The organism is Methylocystis heyeri, assembly GCF_004802635.2.
In the GTDB taxonomy this organism is placed as follows: Bacteria; Pseudomonadota; Alphaproteobacteria; order Rhizobiales; family Beijerinckiaceae; genus Methylocystis; species Methylocystis heyeri.
The window spans coordinates 3,823,511-3,842,278 of sequence record NZ_CP046052.1; the positions used below are offsets into that span (position 1 = coordinate 3,823,511).

The 18,768-nt window shown below is 61.9% G+C and carries 12 protein-coding genes and 1 riboswitch; of the genes, 6 read left to right on the plus strand and 6 right to left on the minus strand.

Features of this window, described 5'->3' with window-relative positions; translation table 11 throughout:
- The first annotated feature begins 1 nt into the window (after window position 1).
- From tssH to H2LOC_RS17185, 3 genes are all read left to right on the plus strand, one after another.
- Window positions 2–2,632 (plus strand): type VI secretion system ATPase TssH, encoded by a 2,631-nt coding sequence (tssH, locus tag H2LOC_RS17175; RefSeq protein ID WP_136497469.1) that lies wholly within the window; start codon window positions 2–4, stop codon window positions 2,630–2,632.
- A gap of 100 nt (window positions 2,633–2,732) precedes the next feature.
- On the plus strand, window positions 2,733–3,008 hold the full coding sequence (locus H2LOC_RS17180) for a DUF2312 domain-containing protein (RefSeq protein WP_136497468.1): 276 nt from the start codon (window positions 2,733–2,735) through the stop codon (window positions 3,006–3,008).
- A gap of 342 nt (window positions 3,009–3,350) precedes the next feature.
- The gene (locus H2LOC_RS17185; RefSeq protein ID WP_136497467.1) at window positions 3,351–5,093 is read left to right on the plus strand and encodes an adenylate/guanylate cyclase domain-containing protein; all 1,743 of its coding nucleotides are present in this window, start codon (window positions 3,351–3,353) and stop codon (window positions 5,091–5,093) included.
- Window positions 5,094–5,420: 327 nt separating this feature from the next.
- On the opposite strand, the gene H2LOC_RS17190 is transcribed toward H2LOC_RS17185, so the two are convergent.
- The 5 genes from H2LOC_RS17190 to nikR form a co-directional block, all read right to left on the minus strand.
- Window positions 5,421–6,614, minus strand: a complete 1,194-nt coding sequence (locus tag H2LOC_RS17190) for an HlyD family secretion protein (protein ID WP_136497466.1) — start codon at window positions 6,612–6,614, stop codon at window positions 5,421–5,423.
- A gap of 78 nt (window positions 6,615–6,692) precedes the next feature.
- Window positions 6,693–8,231 carry an efflux transporter outer membrane subunit gene (locus H2LOC_RS17195; protein ID WP_136497465.1) on the minus strand — a complete coding sequence of 513 codons (1,539 nt, stop codon included), beginning with the start codon at window positions 8,229–8,231 and terminating at the stop codon, window positions 6,693–6,695.
- Window positions 8,228–9,916 carry an MFS transporter gene (locus H2LOC_RS17200; RefSeq protein WP_136497464.1) on the minus strand — a complete coding sequence of 563 codons (1,689 nt, stop codon included), beginning with the start codon at window positions 9,914–9,916 and terminating at the stop codon, window positions 8,228–8,230. The genes H2LOC_RS17195 and H2LOC_RS17200 overlap by 4 nt, the downstream gene beginning before the upstream one ends.
- 18 nt (window positions 9,917–9,934) lie before the next feature.
- A riboswitch (Fluoride riboswitch) is annotated at window positions 9,935–10,013 on the minus strand.
- Between the two features lie 129 nt (window positions 10,014–10,142).
- Complete coding sequence (locus H2LOC_RS17205; protein WP_154331702.1) at window positions 10,143–13,421, minus strand: TonB-dependent receptor domain-containing protein; 3,279 nt, start codon at window positions 13,419–13,421, stop codon at window positions 10,143–10,145.
- A 166-nt stretch (window positions 13,422–13,587) separates the two neighbouring features.
- Complete coding sequence (gene nikR / locus H2LOC_RS17210) at window positions 13,588–14,049, minus strand: nickel-responsive transcriptional regulator NikR (protein ID WP_136497463.1); 462 nt, start codon at window positions 14,047–14,049, stop codon at window positions 13,588–13,590.
- Window positions 14,050–14,327: 278 nt separating this feature from the next.
- Between nikR and H2LOC_RS17215 the strand changes: the two genes are divergently transcribed.
- Genes H2LOC_RS17215 through H2LOC_RS17225 form a run of 3 tightly spaced genes read left to right on the plus strand, consistent with a single transcriptional unit; the run spans window position 14,328 to window position 16,228 of the window.
- Window positions 14,328–15,413 (plus strand): HupE/UreJ family protein, encoded by a 1,086-nt coding sequence (locus tag H2LOC_RS17215; protein ID WP_136497462.1) that lies wholly within the window; start codon window positions 14,328–14,330, stop codon window positions 15,411–15,413.
- Entirely contained in the window at window positions 15,410–15,751 is a 342-nt protein-coding gene (locus H2LOC_RS17220) for a cupin domain-containing protein (RefSeq protein ID WP_425487307.1), read from the plus strand. The genes H2LOC_RS17215 and H2LOC_RS17220 overlap by 4 nt, the downstream gene beginning before the upstream one ends.
- Window positions 15,752–15,763: 12 nt before the next feature.
- Complete coding sequence (locus H2LOC_RS17225; protein WP_136497461.1) at window positions 15,764–16,228, plus strand: SgcJ/EcaC family oxidoreductase; 465 nt, start codon at window positions 15,764–15,766, stop codon at window positions 16,226–16,228.
- 232 nt (window positions 16,229–16,460) lie between these two features.
- Here H2LOC_RS17225 and H2LOC_RS17230 read toward each other — a convergent pair whose 3' ends face one another.
- Complete coding sequence (locus tag H2LOC_RS17230) at window positions 16,461–18,731, minus strand: hypothetical protein (RefSeq protein WP_136497460.1); 2,271 nt, start codon at window positions 18,729–18,731, stop codon at window positions 16,461–16,463.
- Window positions 18,732–18,768 lie beyond the last annotated feature (37 nt).

Consider the following 18,768-nt stretch of genomic DNA (forward strand, 5'->3'; position numbering starts at 1 on the left):
AATGGCCGACATCAGTCTCGAAATCGTAACCGGCAAGCTCAATCGAGTCGGTTACGACGCCTTCATGCGCGCCCTGCGACAAGCAAAAGGGGCAGGACATCGCAATGTCGAACTTGCGCATTGGCTGTCGCACATATTGCAGAGCCCTCGCAGCGATCTCGATCTTTCCGCCGATTACTTCAAGCTCGATCGCGCCAAGCTTCTCGGCGATATCGAGCGGGTCATCGATAGCTTCCGCAGCAACGAAACCCAAATGCCGGGCGTCGCCAACGCGGTGGTGGACGCGCTTGATCGGGGGTGGTACTACGCGACGCTTTTTTATGGCGAAACTCAGATCAGAAGCGGCCATCTGCTCACGGCGCTGCTCAAATCCGTGGAGATGAGACGCGCGCTGTTCGCGCTTTCCCGAGAATTTGAAAAGATCGGCGAAGACGTGCTGACCGCCGAGCACCGCAAGATTTGGGCGGACTCCGAAGAGGAGAATCTCCGTCCTCTCGACAATTCGGGTCTTGTTGGCGCTTCCTCGGCCCCATCTGAAGGGCGCGGGGCGCAGACCGCGCTGGATCGGTTTGCGCAGGATCTGACCGAGAAGGCGAGGAGCGGCAAACTCGACCCGGTGCTCGGCCGCGACGACGAAATTCGCCAGGTCATCGACGTGCTGATGCGTCGCCGTCAGAACAATCCCATTCTCGTTGGCGAGGCGGGCGTGGGAAAGACCGCCGTCGCTGAAGGGTTTGCGCAGCGCATCGTCGCTGGGGATGTGCCGCCGCCCTTGCTCGGCGTCAAGCTCATGTCGCTCGACATCGGATTGCTGCAGGCGGGCGCCTCGATGAAGGGGGAGTTCGAGCAGCGACTCCGATCGGTAATCGACGAGGTGCAATCCTCCGCCTCGCCGGTAATTTTGTTCATCGATGAAGCGCACACGCTGATCGGCGCCGGGGGCCAGGCCGGAGTCGGCGACGCAGCCAATCTTTTGAAGCCAGCGCTGGCGCGTGGAACGTTGCGAACGCTCGCAGCGACGACCTTTGCCGAATACCGGCGCTATATCGAGAAAGACCCGGCGCTCTCGCGACGCTTCCAGGCCGTCAATGTGGACGAACCGAGCGTCGACGGCTGCATCGAGATGCTCCGCGGCATGGCGAAGCCGATGGAACGCCATCACAAGGTGCGCGTCTCCGAGGCCGCCATCGCCGCAGCGGTCAGGCTTTCGCATCGTTATATTCCCGCACGCCAGTTGCCCGACAAGGCGATCAGCCTGCTCGACACCGCCTGCGCGCGCACTGCGATTTCGCAAAGCGCCACGCCGGCGTCGATCGAAGACGCTCGCGCGGCCATCGCCGCGTTTGAAAGCGAGAAGGCTGCGCTCATCGGTGACCGTGACCTCGGACAAACCGATGACAGGCGCTTGGACGTGATTGAAGAGCAGCTTGCCGTGGCCCGCGAAAAGCTCGCAACGTTGGACGCCGCTTGGGCAAAGGAAAAGGCGTTGGTGGAAGAGATACGCTCGCTCCGCGAGATCGCGCTGGAAGCCGAAGCCGAGAAGGCGGAGGCGGGACGCGCGTCGCTCGACGCCAAATGGGAAGAACTCAACACGCTCGATCCCGAAAAACGAATGGTTTATGCGCATGTAGACGAGCAATGTGTGGCGGCGATCGTCTCGGACTGGACCGGCATTCCGGTCGGCCGCATGGTCAAGGACGAGATCGAGACCGTGCTCACGCTGGCCGATGTCTTGAACAAACGCGTCGTCGGCCAGAAGCATGGTCTTTCGGCGATCGCCAAGCGCATCGAGACCAGCCGCGCAAGACTCGACAATCCGAACAAGCCGGTCGGCGTATTTATGCTGGTTGGCCCGTCAGGCGTCGGCAAGACCGAGACAGCTCTGGCGCTCGCCGAGCAAATCTATGGCGGCGAGCATAATATCGTTACCATCAACATGTCCGAGTTCCAGGAGCCCCATAGCGTTTCGACCCTCAAGGGCGCGCCTCCCGGCTATGTCGGTTATGGCGAAGGCGGACGATTGACCGAAGCCGTTCGCAGAAAGCCTTACAGCGTGGTGTTGCTCGATGAGGTCGAGAAAGCGCATCCCGATGTGCACGAGATCTTTTTTCAGGTCTTCGACAAGGGTCAGATGGAAGACGGCAACGGGCGTCGCATCGATTTTAAAAACACGCTGATCATCCTGACCTCCAATGTCGGGACGGATCTGATCATGCAACTTGCCGAGGACCCGGATTACGCCCAGAATCCGGAAGCGCTGGCGCGTGCTCTGCAACCCGAACTTCTGCGCGTATTTCCACCGGCGCTGCTCGGGCGCATCGTGACGATTCCCTATTTCCCGCTGTCCAGCGAGACATTGGCGGGCATCGTGCGGCTGCAATTGAACCGCATCGGCAAGCGCGTTGCGGACGGCTATCAGGCGGAATTCGTCTATGACGACGCCGTGGTCGACCACATCGTATCGCAATGTCGAGATCCGGACTCCGGGGGCCGAATGGTCGATAATATCGTCACCAACACGCTTCTGCCCGCGCTCTCGCGCGATTTCTTGAAGCGCGCCCTGGCAAAGCAAAGCTTTTCGCAGGTTCGGGTTTCGATCGCGGAGGGAGACTTTCGCTACGCCTGCGATTGAGGGGGGGCGCCTCGGCGCCCTTCGTCGAGGCGTCGGCGAGTTAACGACTCTCTTACCTTAACGGCCATAGCGTCCTCCTGCATCATCAGAGGAGTCATGCATGGCCGACACCGATACTGTGGGAATCGCGGGCGATCGTATCCGCTCTTTGATTGAGCGTGTCGAGCATATCGAGGAAGAGATCAAGGCGCTCAACGAAGCGAAGAAGGAAATCTTCGCGGAAGCAAAAGGTGACGGCTTCGATGTGAAGGTGCTGAAGGAGATCATCCGTCTGCGCAAGCAAGATAAGGACGAGCGCGACGAGCATGAGTCCCTGCTCGATTTGTATCTCAGAGCAATGGAAGCGCCGGACGCCGCGCGGGCAAAGGCCGCCTGAAGATTTAAAGAGGGAGGGGCGGCTTTCAAAAAACCTGGCCGCCCCTCTTCGACCAGGGCGCTTCCAGCCGAAGTGGACGCCGGTTCGACGTTGGAAGCGCGTTAAACAAAAGCTTTTAGTGCGTTCACGCACACTCCGGTCGTTTGACTTCGCCGTTTGACCGAAAACCTCTTTTTTACCGGAGCCGGGTTTCTTGAAGTAGTTCGGGAGACGGCGAACGGATCAGACCGCGCACTATCCATGGTTCCGCATGCGCAGTATATGCTGCCCGGCCTCGGCGCTTTTGACCGGGCGTCTTTGCAAATCGCATATTCCTGAGCCACGGGTTGGGAGCAGACAGAGATGGAGACGCAGGACCACGCCGCTGAGTGGAGTTCTCGGCTGGAGCGTTTCACGCGGCTCGCAACGGGGCTCCTGCTCATGGGTTTCGCTGGCTCGCATTTTCTGAGCCATGCGACGGGCCTCTTTGGCCTCGAGGGAATCGAGCGATTTGGCCGCGGCGTCATCATGGCCCCGTGGCGAACCGGCCCTGGCCGATGGTTGCTTCTGGCGGCCTTGCTCATACATCTCGGGCTTGGGCTGATTGCGCTTTTGCGCCGGCGTCATCTGCGGATGCCCGCCGTGCAAGCCGTCCAATATGGCCTTGGTCTGCTGATACCGCTGTTGATCCTGCCGCATGCTGTGAATGTCCGGCTCGGCTATTCTTTTTACAGTCTCGATGACAGCTATTATCGCATCCTCTATCAGTATTGGATCAGTTCGCCCGCGGCGGGTTTAACCCGCCAATTCTTTCTGATGCTGGCATTATGGACGCATGGCTGCATCGGGATCCATATGTGGCTGCGTTACCGGCCTTCCTATCGAAAATTCAACAAGACGTTGCTCGGTCTCGCGATCGCGGCGCCGGTTTTGGGCATGTTCGGGATCATGAACGCGGGCTGGGACGAAAAACTGCGCTCTGTCACCGAACCCGGGTTCGCCGCGCTACATGGCGCGCCGCATCCGGGCACGGTCCCCGCCGCGCGCCTCGCCTCCCTGGTCTCTCTTTCGGATCAATGGCGCGTCGCCTATCTCGCTCTCATCGGCGCGGTATTCGCCACGCGGGGGTTGCGCCAATGGCGTGCGCGGCGGGGGGCAGGGGTGCAGATCCGCTATCTCGGGACAAAGACGGTGACGGCGCCGCGCGGATTTTCCATACTCGAGGCGAGCATTTTCAACCACATTCCACATGTATCCTTGTGCGGGGGAAAAGCGCGCTGCACGACCTGCCGCGTAAGAGTCGTGGACGGGGGCGAACAACTCCCGCCGCCCAACGCCATCGAGCGGGCGACGCTGGAGCGCGTAGGGGCGCCCGAGGGCGTCCGCTTGGCCTGCCAGACGCGGCCGCTCGCCCATCTCACGGTTGAGCCGCTCGTGCCGGCCTCCGTCGCCGGCGACGCTCAGGGCGTCGCCTTCGAACATGGCGGCGAAATGCTGATCACGGCGATGTTTGTCGATTTGCGCGATTCTACGCGGCTTGCGGCGGGGCGATTGCCTTTCGATACGCTTTTTATCGTCAATCGCTTCATCAAGGCGGTGACCGGCGGCATCGAAGCGCATGGCGGCTATGTCACCAGCGTCGCAGGAGACGGCGTCATGAGCGCTTTCGGCGTCAACGGAAATGGCGCGGAAGGGGCGAGCGGCGCGATCGCGGCCGCCCTCGACATATGGAAGGCGCTGGAGCGCTTGAATTACGAACTCGAGCCCGAATTGAAGTTTCCGTTGAGGTTCGGCATCGGCGTCCACACCGGACTGGCCGTGGTCGGCGCGATTGCGTCATCGGGGCGCAGCTCGCTGCAGTTCTTGGGGGATACCGGCAATGTCGCCCAGCGCCTGGAAGCGGCGACCAAGGACCGTGGTTGCGTAATGATCGCTTCAAACGCGGCCTTTGCGGCTGCGGGGCTGAACCCAGGCGTGGCTTCGGAGCATTCGACGATCGTCGTCCGAGGTCTCGAGGGTGCGGAAATTTCCGTCCGTCTCTTTCGAGAAAGAGAAAGCGTATTGGACGACCCCCATCAACCTGGGCCGGTCGGCGCCATAGGATGAGGGCGAAGCGGCCAAAAGCCGCCCCACGCAGCCGCCGGATATCAAGCAGTTGATATCCAATAGGGTTCGATCGAAGATCAAATGTTCGAACACTCTCCCTGAAGAGCCGGCTTCGGAAATTCGGGCGCGGCATGAGCGATTTTCTGCCCGACAGCGGCGGGGATTTCGCTGCGAATCAAACGCGCTCGATGACGAGACGGAGCCGGCGCTCCCCCGGAGCATGTTCCCGTAAATGCGAAGCCGTTCCCGGAAAGAACAGCTCCATCGGCGCCATTTGGAGCGCGTTCGTCTCTGTTTAGGCTGAACGCGCTCCGTCGATCGAGCCCCTCACTCGCCGATCTCGCATTTTTTCGGCGTCTGGTCGGCGTTGGCGAAGAGGTTTTGCTTGACGATCTGTTCGGCTTGGACGCCGCCTTGTTTCAGATCTGCGTCGTAGATGTCGGTCGAATATTCCGGGGCTGTGGTTTTGGCTTCGGAGGCGTCGACGGGCGTGCGGTCGTCGGTGACGTCGATCGTCGTCACGGTGGAGAGGCCGGGGCGCAGAGGGTTCTTGGCGAGCTCATCGGCGGGAAGCGAGATGCGCACGGGCACCCGCTGCACGATGTGGATGAAGTTGCCGGTGGCGTTGTCGGGGGGCAGCAGCGCGAACACGCTGCCCGAACCGGGAGTCAGGCCTTCGACCTTGCCGTGATAGACGACGCTGCGGCCATAGAGGTCGACGACGACTTTGGCCGGTTGGCCCGGGCGCACTTTCGCCATCGAGTTTTCCCACAGATTCGCCTCAATCCACAGGTGATCCAGCGGCACGATGGTCAGGATCTGATCGCCTGGACGCACACGGTCGCCGATCTGGGCTTTGCGTTTGGCGACATAGCCGGAGGCCGGCGCCTTCACCGCCTGCCGGGCGAATTCGATATAGGCTTCCAGATATTTGGCCTTCGCGGTCACGATGTCGGGATGGGTCGAGGGCGTCACATTCGCGACCCTGGCTTCGATCGACTGCGTGTCCGCGCGCGCTTCGCGCACATCCGCCTCGAGCGCGGCGAGCTGATCGCGCGCATTCTGCAGCACCTGTTGCGAGACCGACCCGCTCGGGGACGCCTGCTGATAGCGAGCGAGATCGTGGCGCGACCTGTCCCGCAGGGCGATGCGCGAAGCGATTTTTTCGCAGGATTGGCGCCGGTTCTCATAAAGGGCGCCCACCGTGCGCACTGCGCGCGCAAGCTCGCCGCTCGCCTGCTCGAGCGCCGCTTGCGCCCTTTGTCCGTCGAGCCGAACCAGGAGATCGCCGCGCTTTACGTTTTGGGTTTCTTCCGCCAGGACTTCGGCCACGACGCCGGTGGCGTCCGCATAAACCGGAATGAGGTTGCCTGTCACGAAGGCGTTGTCGGTCTGAACTTCGAAGCGGCCTTTGGCCGCCCAGTTTCCCGCAAAATACAGCCCGGCCGCCAGGGCGACTGCGGCGACGCCGGCCAATCCGATGTTTCTGCGGCTGCGAATCTGTTTTCGGTTAAGCGACATGTATGGTCGACCCTGCTCGTTCGAAAATCACCCCATTTTGTCCGGCGCCCGTCTCACGACGAGAGGTTTGCGCGCAAATCAGCCTCCGCCGAAGGACTCGATGAAGTTGACGTAAGGCGAAAGGCCGTCGTCTTCCGGAACGATGCGAATATCGCCGGGATTGGGGCCCTGTTCGTAACCGCCGCCCAAAGCCTGGATCAGATCGACCCGCGCCGAGAGATGATCGGCCTCGAGAGCGCGCTGGACATAGGCCTCCTGCAGCGCGTCGTGGCCATAGCCGATGATCTCGCGGCGATCCTTCAAGCCGTTGTTCCAGCGCACCCGGGCGAGGTCCAGCTTGGCCTTGCTGGCGGCGACGAGACGCGCCTGAGCGTCGACCACTTCGTGGGTCTGCTTGACGTTTACGAGACTGTCCGCGACCTGCTGCGCCGCATGCAGCAGCGTTTCATTATAGCCGTCGACCGCTTCGTCATATTCCGAGCGCCGTTCCTCCAGCCGTCCGCTCAGGCGGCCGCCTTCGAACAAGGGCAGATGGAATCCCGGCTGCACGATGTAATTGAACGCCGAGGCGCGGAACAGGTAGGTTCCGAGCTTGTCGATATGGGTCGAATGCTGCGAAGCTTCGAGACCGGTCAGTATCGTCATATTGACCGAAGGCAGAAACTCCGCCTTGGCGTAGTGTATGCGCTGGGCCGCAGCTTCCGCGCGATGCATCGCGGCGGAGAGGTCGGGCCTGTGAATGAGCAGCTCGACCGGAAGCGCTTTGGGCAGCGGCGGCGCGCTCGGCGCAGCGACCCGTCCGGAGGCGAACAGGCCGCGTCCCGCATCCGGTCCCTGGCCGCTCAGGCGAGCCGCCAGATCCTGCTGCAGCGCCAGCAAAGCGGCGACGCCCGCCTCACGCTTGAGCGCGTTTTCGAGATCGACGCGGGCCGAAGCGGTCGCGTCTTCGATGTCGAGGCCGGTGCGAAAGCGTGTTTCGGCGATGGTCAGCGCCTCGCGGCGAAGCCGGACCATCTCCCGTGCGAGCTGGAGCTGGCGCTCCGCGGCGAGGCCACGGAAATAGGCGCGCGCAATAGCCGTCGTGAGCACGAGCTGGGTCTCGGCGAGCTCCGCCTGTTGCGCCGCGCGCTCTCCCAGCGCGGCGTCGAGCGTCGCCCTGTTCTTTCCCCAGAAGTCGAATTCGTAATACATCGACATCGGGTTGATGTAGGCCATCGTTTTTTCCTGGCCCGCGATGGCCGGATTATACGAGGCCACGACGCCGTGGCTCGGAATGCGGTTCTGCCGCATCCCCCAATCGGAGCCCACGAAAGGCAGCAGTTTCGAACCTTCGATCTGGGTCATCGCATCGGCCTGTTTCAGCCGATCGATCGATCGTTTCAGGTTCTGGTTTTCCGCGAGCGCCGTTTCGATCAGGCGATCGAGCTCCGCGCTCTTGAACTGGCGCCACCATTCATGGGTCGGCCACTGAGCCGGCCCGGCGCCGCTTTGCTGAAGCGTATGTTCCATGGCCGGCGGCGCGATGAATTCGGCGCGCTCTTCGTTTCCGGTCGGGGCGCAGCCCGAGCCCGCCAGGGCGAGGGCGCCGAGGCTGATTGCAGATCTAAGCCGCTTCATGGCTGTTCCATCAACTCCTCGGCCTTCAGACGCCGCAACTCCTCCTTGCGCCGGAATGGCGCGATCGGCGTCGGCCGGGCGAACCATATGAGAGCGGCCAGCGCCACGAATACGACGGCGCCGAAAAGGAAAACGTCGTTCAATCCCAATAGCGCAGATTGCTCCTTCATGAGTTTCCCAAGCTGTTTGTTCATGGCGGCGGCGCTGACGCCGGCGTCCTGCAGTTTGCCCGTCAATTGGCCGAGAAGATCCAGCGAAGCGAAGCGTCGTCCTCCAAGATGGTCCGCGAGCTCGAGCTGATGGAAGGGCTGTCGGCGAAATTGAATCACGGCCATCAGCGAAATGCCGAAGGAGCCGGCGACCGTGCGCAGGAAGGCGAGCTCTTCCGCCGCCCTGATCAGCTGCGATCCCGAAAGCCCCTGCATCGCCAGCGCCGCCAGAGGCGCAAAAAAACACGCGATGAAGAAGCCGTAAAACAGGAACGGCCAGAAGACCTGATCGAAAGAGGCGAGCTTGTCGAACAGGCCGAACCAGGTGAGGGTCACGGCGAGGCCGACGAAGCAGAAAAACGACACCAGCCGGACGTCGATCTTGCGGTTGAGTTCGTGCATGATCGACACGAAGGGCGCGGCGAGGATGATCATGCCGAGATAGACGAGGCCGGCGAGCGAGGACGAATAGCCGTTGAGCAACTGCAACTGCCCGATCTCGAGCGACAGCAGGCCCTGGATGACGAGAAAGCCGAACACCGAACAGGTCGTGGCGATGGCGTAGTTGCGATGGGCGAAGAGGCGCAAATCGAGCACGGGGCGGCGCTCGCTCAGCTCCCATATGACGAAGGAGGGCAGGGCGATCGCGACGACGATCAGCGCGAACTGCAATATCGGCGACGCCAGCCAGTCGAAATCATTGCCCATGTTGAAGATGGTCTGGGTCCCATAGACGATCGCGACGAGGAGGATGCTTCCCGTAATGTCGAAACGCGAGATCTTGCGCGCGAAGCCGCGCCCGTAAAGCAGCGACGCGACGACGGCCGCAACCAGCAGCGACACGACGATGTTCGAGATGAACAGCATGCGCCAGCTCGCGAATTCGGCGTACCAGGTGGCGATGGCGACGCCTATGGTGAAAGGCGTCATGCTCATGACGCCCCAGAATCCGACCATGAGCGTGCGAAAGCGCTCTGGAACCTCGCCCAGCGCGAGTGCTTGTCCGATCGGAAGTATGACGCCGCCGACGAAGCCGAGCGCTATTCGCGCCGGCAGAAACAGCCACAGGGTTTCGCTGGAGGCGCACAAAAGAGAGGCGAAGGCGTAGAGAACGAAGGCGACGGCATAGGCGCGATAATCGCCGAAACGCGCGGAGAACCAGCGTGCGAAGGGAAGTCCGAGCGCGAGGCCGACCATATGGTCCGTCGTCGCCCAGGAGCCGAAACTCGGGGTGACGCCGCCGAGGCTTCCCGCAACATATGGGGCGACCGAGGTGTAGCCCGGCACATTGGAGAGCACGACGATATTGCCCAGAGCCAATACCGCGTTGAACAGCCAGAAACGCCATCCCTGCAGGGGCCTGTTGTCGACCGCCTGTATCGCCTTTGGTCGATCGGCGGCGGACAGCCGAGCCGTCGCCGCCTTGTCGGACGGCGTCGCATTTATGCTTTCACGCAGGATTTTTGAATTCTGCATAGACTTCTACCGTGCTGTTTGCTGGTAGGAGTCATCAGCCCGTTCACTGCATCGAGGTTCGGGCGGTTATACGGCGAACTCCATCGCCGTTAAGAACTTAGACAGGACCGTCAGCATCTTGTCAATAGATTCCGCCGCCTTTCCACAAGGCGGCGGAATATGCAGCGCATTTGCGCAAAAGCGGACATGCGCTTGCGCATGAAGAGTTCGACCGTTCGACGCCGGCTCAATATCTGGCGGCCACGGCCTCGGGCGCGCTCCAATCGAAATGATAATTGAGTCCCGCCCGCACGATCTGGCCGTTCACGCGCCCGTGGATATTGGTGACGGCGGCGCTCGATATAGCGCCGGAAGGAACCGCGACCGCCGTCAGCGGCGCCGGCGCGCCGAACGAGCCGAGATCGTAGCGGAGATATTCGGCCTTGGCGCTCCAGTTCGGCGTGAACATCCATTCGAACCCGCCGCCGACGGTCCAGCCGACCCGCATGTCGGAGAAATAGCTCGAGCCTCCCGAGACGTTTACGATCGCGGCGTCCGGCGCAGCGTTGAGAATTTCGCTCGCGGAACTCAGCGTGGCATGGCCATAGGCGAGACCGCCGGTGGCGTAGAACAGGCCGCTCGGCGTGACGAGATAGCCGAGCCGCGCGCGCGCCGTGCCCAGGAAATCGAGCCTCTGCGAAGCGGCGAGGCTTCCGAGCAGGAAATTGCCGGGGACGGCGATGCTCGGGGTTGCGCCGTTCGAACTCGTCGCGCCGCTGCCCCCCGCGACGCCCTGGATGTCGGTCTCCAGGCCCGCGACGACCCGCTTGGCCAATTGATAGTTGAAGCCGGCCTGTCCGCCGCCGACGAAGGCGGCGTTGCTCTCGCCGAAATTCCCGTTCCAGAGCAGGGCGAGCGCGGGATCGAAGCCCGGGCCGAGCGGATGGTTGGCGTAATTCATGGCGCTATTGCCGCCAAAGCCCACGCCGGCGTTGAGGCCGGCGTAGAATCCGGTCCATTGTGGGCGCGGTGCGGCGTCGGTTCTCGGCCCCTTGGTTACGCGGGCGGGCGCGTCCTCTTCGGCGTAGGCCAAAAAGTCGAGCGGGGATTTCATATTGGGAGCGCCGGGCCCGAACAGCGGATCGAAGGCGCCGGTCGACAGCGGACCGGAGAGGGTCGCGCGCAAGGCCAGCGGCTCCATCGGATGGAAGTGGCGGTCCATCTGGCCGATGGCGCAGACCGCGGCCGGAGCGACGCCGCCGAAGCAGGCGGCATAGAGCGGATCGCTCGGCAGCAGCGATCCATAGGCGTAGCTGATCTGGTCGGATTTGGAGTTCAGCACGTTGAAGGCGTCGAGCTGGAGCTTTAAGCCGTTGTCCCAGCGGTAGCCGCCGCGCAGATCGAGCCAGCCGGACGCCGGCGCCCGGAAATATCCGTCTTCGGTCAAGGGATAGGCGCCCTTGAACCTGAATTTCAGCGCGCCGAACCAGCCGGTTTGCTCGCCGAGCTCCACGGCGAGCTGGGCGATGATCGGCGGCCCTTCGGGAATGTAATTGCCGGGCGCATTGCCGAGATATGTGAAATAGCCGATCGCGTCGGGCGTGAGCAGCGAGGCGTAGGCGATCGACTGCGCCGTATCCCAGCCGCGATATCTGGCATGGCTCAGCGAGAGATCGGCGTCGATCCGCAGCCAGCTGGAATAGGTGTAGCGGTTGTTGAGTTCGATGCCGTAGCGCCGGCTCGGGCGGCCGAAAACGGTCGTGCCGGTGTCGCCCTCGAACACGCTCTCCGAGTCGAAATTCAGCCACCAGAAGCTGATGGTGGAGTCGAGCCCGTCGATGAATTTGGTGCGGGCGCCGATTTCGGCCCCGCGCGATTTGGTGAGGAGGGGCACCGTCGCCACCGGCGAGCCGTCGCTCGGGCTCAGAGTGGTGACCGTCCCGCGCGCGTCGTTGGAATGGAATCCCTCGCCGAAATTGAGGAAGACTTCCGTTTTTTCCCAGGGTCCGAGAACGACGCTGGCTTTCGGGCTGTCGACGACAGCCTGTTTGGAGCCTGAATTCCAGGGCCCGGTCCAGATCGGCAGGGCGCCGATGGTCCAGAACGGCATATTGGTCGGCGCTGCGACCGGGTTCTGATAGTCGCCGACGCTGGCCGAAAAGAAATCGCCGCGCAGGCCGGCCACGGTCTTGAGCCAGGGAGTCCATTTGATCGTGGTGTCGGTCCAGAGGCCGACGTTCCCCTCGGCGACCTGATTGTTGGTCACCTGATCGTAGGGCACGGTCTGATAAGAGTCCTGTATGCCGACGCGGATGTTGTCGTAGCGCGACTGCAGGCCGATGCGGGTTTCGATCGGAAGCCCGTTTATCTCGTATTTCCAGCCGTGTTCGCCCTTGAGCCCCAATATGGTGCGGCGGTCGAACTGTCGGAACTGATCGCCGATGATCGGCTGCGTCAGGTAGTAGTCGAAATTATTGAAGAGGTTGAGCGTGGAGTGGATGGCGAAGGCCTCGATCCACGAATGGCTGTCCGCATTGGTCTCGGACCAGCGCCCGGAAAGGCTGAAGCGGGTGGTGTCGCCACGGTCGGTGGGGTCGATCACGCCATAGAGCGGAATGACGCCCTCGGTGACGGCGCGCTCCGGAATCTGGTTGGTGGCGTGCCAGCGGTTGGCGTAGGCCATGGCGTCGATGGACAGGCCGTTCTCGGGCCCGCCCTGCGACCAGCGCATGACGCCGTTGATCTTGTGGGCCGCGTCCGGAATGACCCAGGGTCCGTTGGATATGCCGAGCTCGATCGCCTGAAGCAGATTGCCGCCGCCGAGCTTGTCGTTGTTGATCGCGAGCAGCCGGCCGTAGTCGAAGCTTCCTCCGGTGGCGGAGAAATAGCCGTTCGGAACCTGGTCCTTGTAATAGATGTGCACGGCGCCCGCGGAGGAGAAATCGCCTTCGTCGGCGTAATAGGGTCCCTTCCTGGCCACGACATAGGAGAAAAGTTCCGGGATCAGGAAGTTGGCGTCCGCATATCCCTGTCCGTGGCCATGGGTCGGCATGTTGAGCGGCATGCCGTCGAGCGTGATCTCGAAGTCGGTGCCGTGATCGAGCTGGAACCCGCGAAGCTGATATTGATTGGCCTTGCCCTCGCCGCTGTGCTGCGTGACCATGAGGCCGGGCACAGCGGTCTCCAGCGCCTCGCCGGGCCTTGCGAAAGGAACCGCGTTGATCTCTTTGCCTGTCGTGAACAATTCGCTCGACGCCCGCTGCGTGGCGTTGAACCTTTCCTGGGCTTGCTCGACGACGGACGAAGGCGGGGGCGCCGGCGCGGCCGCGGGCTCCGCTTCGACCTGCGCAGCGGGAGCTGGTTCGGCCCTCGCCGCCGGCTTGGCGGCGGGCGCGGGCCTGGGCTTGGCCGGATGGGGCTTGGAGCGGCCGATTTCGATCTGAGGCAAGGCTTCCTGGGCCATCGCCGAAGAGACGCTCAAGAGCAGGGCGACCGCCGAAACCCCTTTTGACCAACGGCTGCTCATGACCTTTTCCGCCCCCGTATGTTTTTTTCTAACTTTCGTCTTACTACGGCCTCCGCGTCAATTGGTTGAACCCGAAATCGGGTGGGAAAATCCGCCTTTGTGTCATTTTTGTCACATCTTTTCCTGCGCCAGAGCAGGGCGGGCGCCGACCGGGCGGCAGGCCGAGCTAATGCTCGTGCTCATGTTCATCGGCGTGATCATGGGCATGGCCGCCGCCGGGCCGCTCTGCGCTGGCAGGGATCACCACGAGCTGCCCATAGCGCACGCCCCTTTCGCCGGTGACATGCTGGGCGAAATGCTCCACCTCGGATTTTTGTCCCCGAAGCAGCGACACTTCGAGACAGCTCTCCTCGTCGATGTGGACATGCAGAGTAGCGATGCTGAGGTTGGTGTGGCTGTGGTGGTCGTCCATCAGACGCTTGGATAATTGCCGCGTCTCGTGGTCGTAGACATAGACCAGGGCCGCCATGCAGCGTCTCGCGCGATCGTCGGTTTTCGGCTGCCGCAGCAATCCTGCGCGCACGAGATCGCGAACCGCTTCGGAGCGGTTCTGATGTCCGGAAGCCTCCATATAGCGGTCGAGGCTCTCCATCAGCTCGTCGTCGATGGTCAGGGTAACGCGCTGCACCGGGACAACTCCTCAACTGGCGTTCCAGCGCGCTCATCCCTCGAACGAAGATCGTTCGGGCGGTGAGATATCGCGCGATAAAAAGCGTCGGAGCGCATTTCCTTCGCAAAAGCCGGTCGACTTTCGCCCGAATGCGCTCTCAGCCGGGATTCGCCCTCTTTTCTAGCCGATCCGAAGGCGTCGCCGCAATCTCCGACGCGCCTGCCCGCCTTGTCGCGCGCCCTGGCTTGCGGCATTGTGCGCGCCAAAGCAACGTCAAGCTCCAGGGAAACGCCCTTATGAATCCGCTGTGGACGAGATTGGCCGCCGTAGTTCTGCTTTCGCTGGGGCTTTTATTGCCCGCCGCCGCGCATACGCCGGATATTTCCACGGCGAAGCTCATAGCCAAGGACGGCGGCTGGACCGTCGAAGAGGGCTTTCTCGCCACCGATCTCGAGCGGATGTTCTCCGAAACCATGAACGAGCGCCCGAGCGCCGATCTGTCTGCGCCGGGCGTGCTGGAGGAGGAAATCGGCAAATTCGTCCAGCGCAGGGTGGTGATGAAGGACGCCGCGGGCCGCCCCTGCGCGGGCAAGGTCGAGCACGCCGGAGAAGACCCCACCAACCAGGACAGCGCGCTGGTGGTGTTGCGCTTCAGCTGCGTGGGCGAACTCACCGTCTATGACGCCGCCAAGCTTCTCGCCGCCCAGGGCCCAAGGGGCAAGCAGCTCGTGACCGTGACCGGCGGCTCCAATCCCGGCGAAATCATGATCGACGGCAAGAGCCCGCCGCTCGACCTGACCAAGCCGCTGCAGACCACCTGGCAATTGATGCAGAAATTCGGGGCCGCGGGGATCGAGCATATCCTCACCGGCTATGACCACATCTGCTTTCTCGTCGCCGTGATCCTCTGGGCTTCGCGGGTCTGGCCGGTGGTCAAGATCGTGACCGCCTTCACCATCTCGCATTCGATCACGCTGTCGCTGGCGGCGCTCGACGTCGTGACCCTCCCGACCACGCTGACCGAATCCGCCATCGCCCTTTCGATCATCTATGTCGCGGTGGAGAATTTCTTTTCGCGCGACACCGACAAGCGTTGGCGCGACACATTCCTGTTCGGCTTCATCCATGGCTTCGGCTTTGCGAGCGGCCTCAAGGAGCTGAACGTCCAGCAGCAGACCATCGTGCCGGCGCTTGCGAGCTTCAATATCGGCGTCGAGCTCGGCCAGATCGCGATCGTATTGGCGCTGATGCCGGTTCTGTTGCTGATCGACCGCCAGACCGGCGGCAAGCGCAACGAGAAACTCGTCTATGGCGCCTCCGCCGTGATTGCGCTGCTCGGCGCCTATTGGCTGTTGCAGCGGATCGGGGTCATTCCGGCTTGAGCGGCTCGAAAATCCTGTCGGGCGATCTTTTCGGCGACCTGCCGACGGTTCTGGCCGAGGAGGAAATCTTTCTCCTCGCCGATCGTCCGGGCGCTCGGATCGAGAAGATCGTCTCGACCGGCCAGGCCAGTCCGCCGGGTTTCTGGTACGATCAGCCCTTCGCCGAATGGGTGTTTCTGCTGCAGGGCTCGGCAGGACTGCTCATCGAAGGGGAGGGCGCTGCGAGAGAATTGCGCCCCGGCGCCTGGCTGGAAATCCCCGCCCATGTGCGTCATCGTGTAGAGTGGACAGATCCCGCTCGACCGACGCTTTGGCTGGCGATTCACTTGAAATCATAGGGCAGGCAAGCGATGCGCCCATTGTTTTCCTTCTCGCTGATGTTCTGCTTGGCGATCTTCGCTCCATCCGTGCAGGCGCAGGACAGCGCCGCGTCGCAGCGCGAAATTCGCGAGGCGCTCGAAGGCTGGCGCGAAGCCTTCAACGCCCGCGACGCCGCCCATGTCTGCGATATCTTCGCCCCCGATGTGATCGCGACCTTCCAGGGACAACCCGAGCGCAATCACGACGCGCTTTGCGCGCTTCTGCGCCGCTCGCTGCAAAATCCCCGACGCACGCTGAGTTATGGGCTGGAGATAAAGGAAATCCTGGTCGCCGGAGATCTGGCGGCGGTGCGCCTGATCTGGACGCTGAAAGCCGCGTCGAAAGGCGGCCGCGCGGTGCGTGAGAACAAAGAGCCGGGCCTGGATATTTTCCGCCGCGAGCCCGACGGCCGCTGGCGGATCATTCGTTTTCTCGCCTTTTCGGAGCGGGGCTAGAGCATTTTCCCAAAAAGTGCGAAGCGGTTTTGGAAATGAACACGCTCAATCAATGAGGTTTGGAGCGCGTTCGACTGCGTTTGAACCGAACGCGCTCTAGAATCTTTGTTTAATCGTGTTTTCTTCACGCGACCGGTATCCACTTCGCTCGAAAACACTCTAGCCCTTCATAATGCTGATGCGGAGCGCATTCCGATTTCTCGGAACGCGCTCCGCAGGGCGTCTTCTTGACTTACGGCCATTTCGCCCCTTGCGAGCAGGTCTGGTCCTGTGGCGGGTCGATAGCCGTGGTCGGTTGGGCAGGCTTGGCAATGGCGAAGTAGCTCACGGATTTATGCGCGCTGTTGGGCTCGGGCATAGAATAGGCGAAGTTTCCGGCGCTCGCCGTAAGATCGCAGCACCATGAGCGGCTCGAAGCCCGATAGGGATTGGTCGGATCGTTGGGATTCTCCAGATTGCCTTTGCAGTAGATCGGCGCGGTGGTTTGCGGAGTCCACGGATTGCCGGTGGGCAAGAGCGGGAAAGTGGTGGTCGGGTCGCTCATGACCGTAAAGGTGTAGCGCTGCGCCGGAACCTTGTTGTCCTCGAAATATACCGGGCAGTTCTGGGGATTGTTTGCGTTGATGATGAAGCTCGTAAAGTAAGGCTTTACATCCTTCCAGTTGCTGTCGTTGCAGACGGAGTAACGCATGAACCTCACAGCATCCGAGGAGCTATAGCCGAAGGTGACCTGGATCGGGGACGAGGCCAGGGTCTGGTTTTCCAGGTGGCTCGTGCTGCCAACGTCGATGATAAACCCGGTTCCTTCGGCCTGGATGTTGCCCACGGCGTCGTCGACCGAATAGGAATAGGCGTTCTGGATATTGGCGTAATCGGGGCCGTGGACGAATCTGGCGTAAGGGTTGAACTCATATTTGCCGTTATCCAGCGTCCCGTAATTCAGCTTGTCGAACTGCATCTTCACGGCAGCGTATTTTGCATAATTGTTGTCGCTGTAGGTCGGAGTGTTTTCAAGCTTGTTGACGCTCGCATCGCATCCGTTTTCGGTGAACGGACCCCAGCCGTAGAGATGGGCGATCATGAGATTGTCGGAAAGGTCGACGGGGTGGACATTGGGGTCGCCGTTGCACTTGGTCGAAAAAATGCTCACGTAATTGGCGTAGTTCGCCAGCAGCAACGCCTTGGCGTTGAGGAGACCGTCGCAGAACTGCGTCGAGTTGAGCGGATCGGCGCTCGCCGTGCAGTGGCCCGGAGGCGGATTGGGAATGGAAGCGGTCGGGACCGAGCCAGCCCAATAGATCCAGTTTTCGAAGAGAGCCCTGATCGGCGGCCACAGGCTTTCGGGCGCGGGCCATTTGCTCGGGTCCGCTACAGGGGTGAATAGCGTAGGCGGGGTGGACGAGGTCAGGTTTGCGAAAACCTCGAGAAGCGAGGGAATCTTCGCGACCACATCGACTTTGTTTGTCGGCGTTTTCTGGTAGATGCCGTTCTTCAAGATCCATTTGTAATATCTGTACAGGTACCGTGGCCAGCCGACGAATTGGGGCGTCGTTGTGAACTTCTGCATCGCGGTCGAAAACTGCTCGTAGCTCTGAGGCGAGCCGACGTAGCCGACCTGATTATTGCCGAGCGGCCCCATCGCCGCCGGTCCATAGGCGATATTGACGTAGCTCACGTCGAAGTCGACGTTCTGGTAATCGAGAGCATTGGGAACGTCACCCGGCTGACATTGCGCAAAATCATCAAAGGGACATAGCCCGACGCGGGCGCCGAGGGTGAACTCGATCAACTGGCTGGGATTTTCCTTGCCCAAATCGGCCGCGCTCCACACGAGAAGCAGGCCCTGTCCCGGCTTGCCGCATCCAGCCGAGCAGGTCGGCTCGGCCGATCCAGCGATGTGCGGGAGAAGGTGATCGCGTCGGGCCGGGCGACCGTCGATTTCTCCGGGCTGTCGCGCGAGCATGACCGCCTCCTGCAACGGGAGCGGGGGGGCCGGCGTATCGCTGTAAAACATCTGGATGGTCGCGCCGTTCCACCAGTCGGCGTAGCTGTTCTTCTCAGCAGGGCTCGGGTTCTGCGTCATCACGGAGTAGAGCGGCACCGTGAGCTCGATGGAGGAGCCGGGCGCTATGGCGAGCGGTTTGGGGCCGTCCATCACGAAAAACCGAAAGCCCAGGTCATTCTTGTAATCATATGAGCCAGTGAGAATCTGTTGCTTTGTGATCTGGAAATAGGCCTGAAGCCAGTTGTCGCCCTTTATCCCCACGCCGGTGCGCGTTCCGGTGGTGTAAACCGGAAAAACATATTTCGCCGGATCGTCGTTGAATATCTTGACCGTCATCGTGGGGACGCCGGTGGATGTGGCGCCCGTTCCCGTGATTTGCGAGCGAGCGACGCGGCCGGACGATTGCGCGCCGGCGCCGTCGGCGCAGCCGAGGACAATCCCCAGGGCGACCATGAATCTGGCGCATGTTTTGATCAATGTTCCAACCTCCGGCAGCATGAAACCTTCCTTCGATGTGCAGCAAGCAAATGTTATG

Coding starts and splice junctions, on each gene's coding strand:
- H2LOC_RS17180 (WP_136497468.1), top strand. CDS start 2,733: ATGGCCGACACCGATACTGTGGGAATCGCGGGCGATCGTATCCGCTCT.
- H2LOC_RS17230 (WP_136497460.1), bottom strand. CDS start 18,731: ATGCTGCCGGAGGTTGGAACATTGATCAAAACATGCGCCAGATTCATG.
- H2LOC_RS17195 (WP_136497465.1), bottom strand. CDS start 8,231: ATGAAGCGGCTTAGATCTGCAATCAGCCTCGGCGCCCTCGCCCTGGCG.
- H2LOC_RS17215 (WP_136497462.1), top strand. CDS start 14,328: ATGAATCCGCTGTGGACGAGATTGGCCGCCGTAGTTCTGCTTTCGCTG.
- H2LOC_RS17205 (WP_154331702.1), bottom strand. CDS start 13,421: ATGAGCAGCCGTTGGTCAAAAGGGGTTTCGGCGGTCGCCCTGCTCTTG.
- H2LOC_RS17200 (WP_136497464.1), bottom strand. CDS start 9,916: ATGCAGAATTCAAAAATCCTGCGTGAAAGCATAAATGCGACGCCGTCC.
- tssH (WP_136497469.1), top strand. CDS start 2: ATGGCCGACATCAGTCTCGAAATCGTAACCGGCAAGCTCAATCGAGTC.
- H2LOC_RS17185 (WP_136497467.1), top strand. CDS start 3,351: ATGGAGACGCAGGACCACGCCGCTGAGTGGAGTTCTCGGCTGGAGCGT.
- H2LOC_RS17225 (WP_136497461.1), top strand. CDS start 15,764: ATGCGCCCATTGTTTTCCTTCTCGCTGATGTTCTGCTTGGCGATCTTC.
- H2LOC_RS17190 (WP_136497466.1), bottom strand. CDS start 6,614: ATGTCGCTTAACCGAAAACAGATTCGCAGCCGCAGAAACATCGGATTG.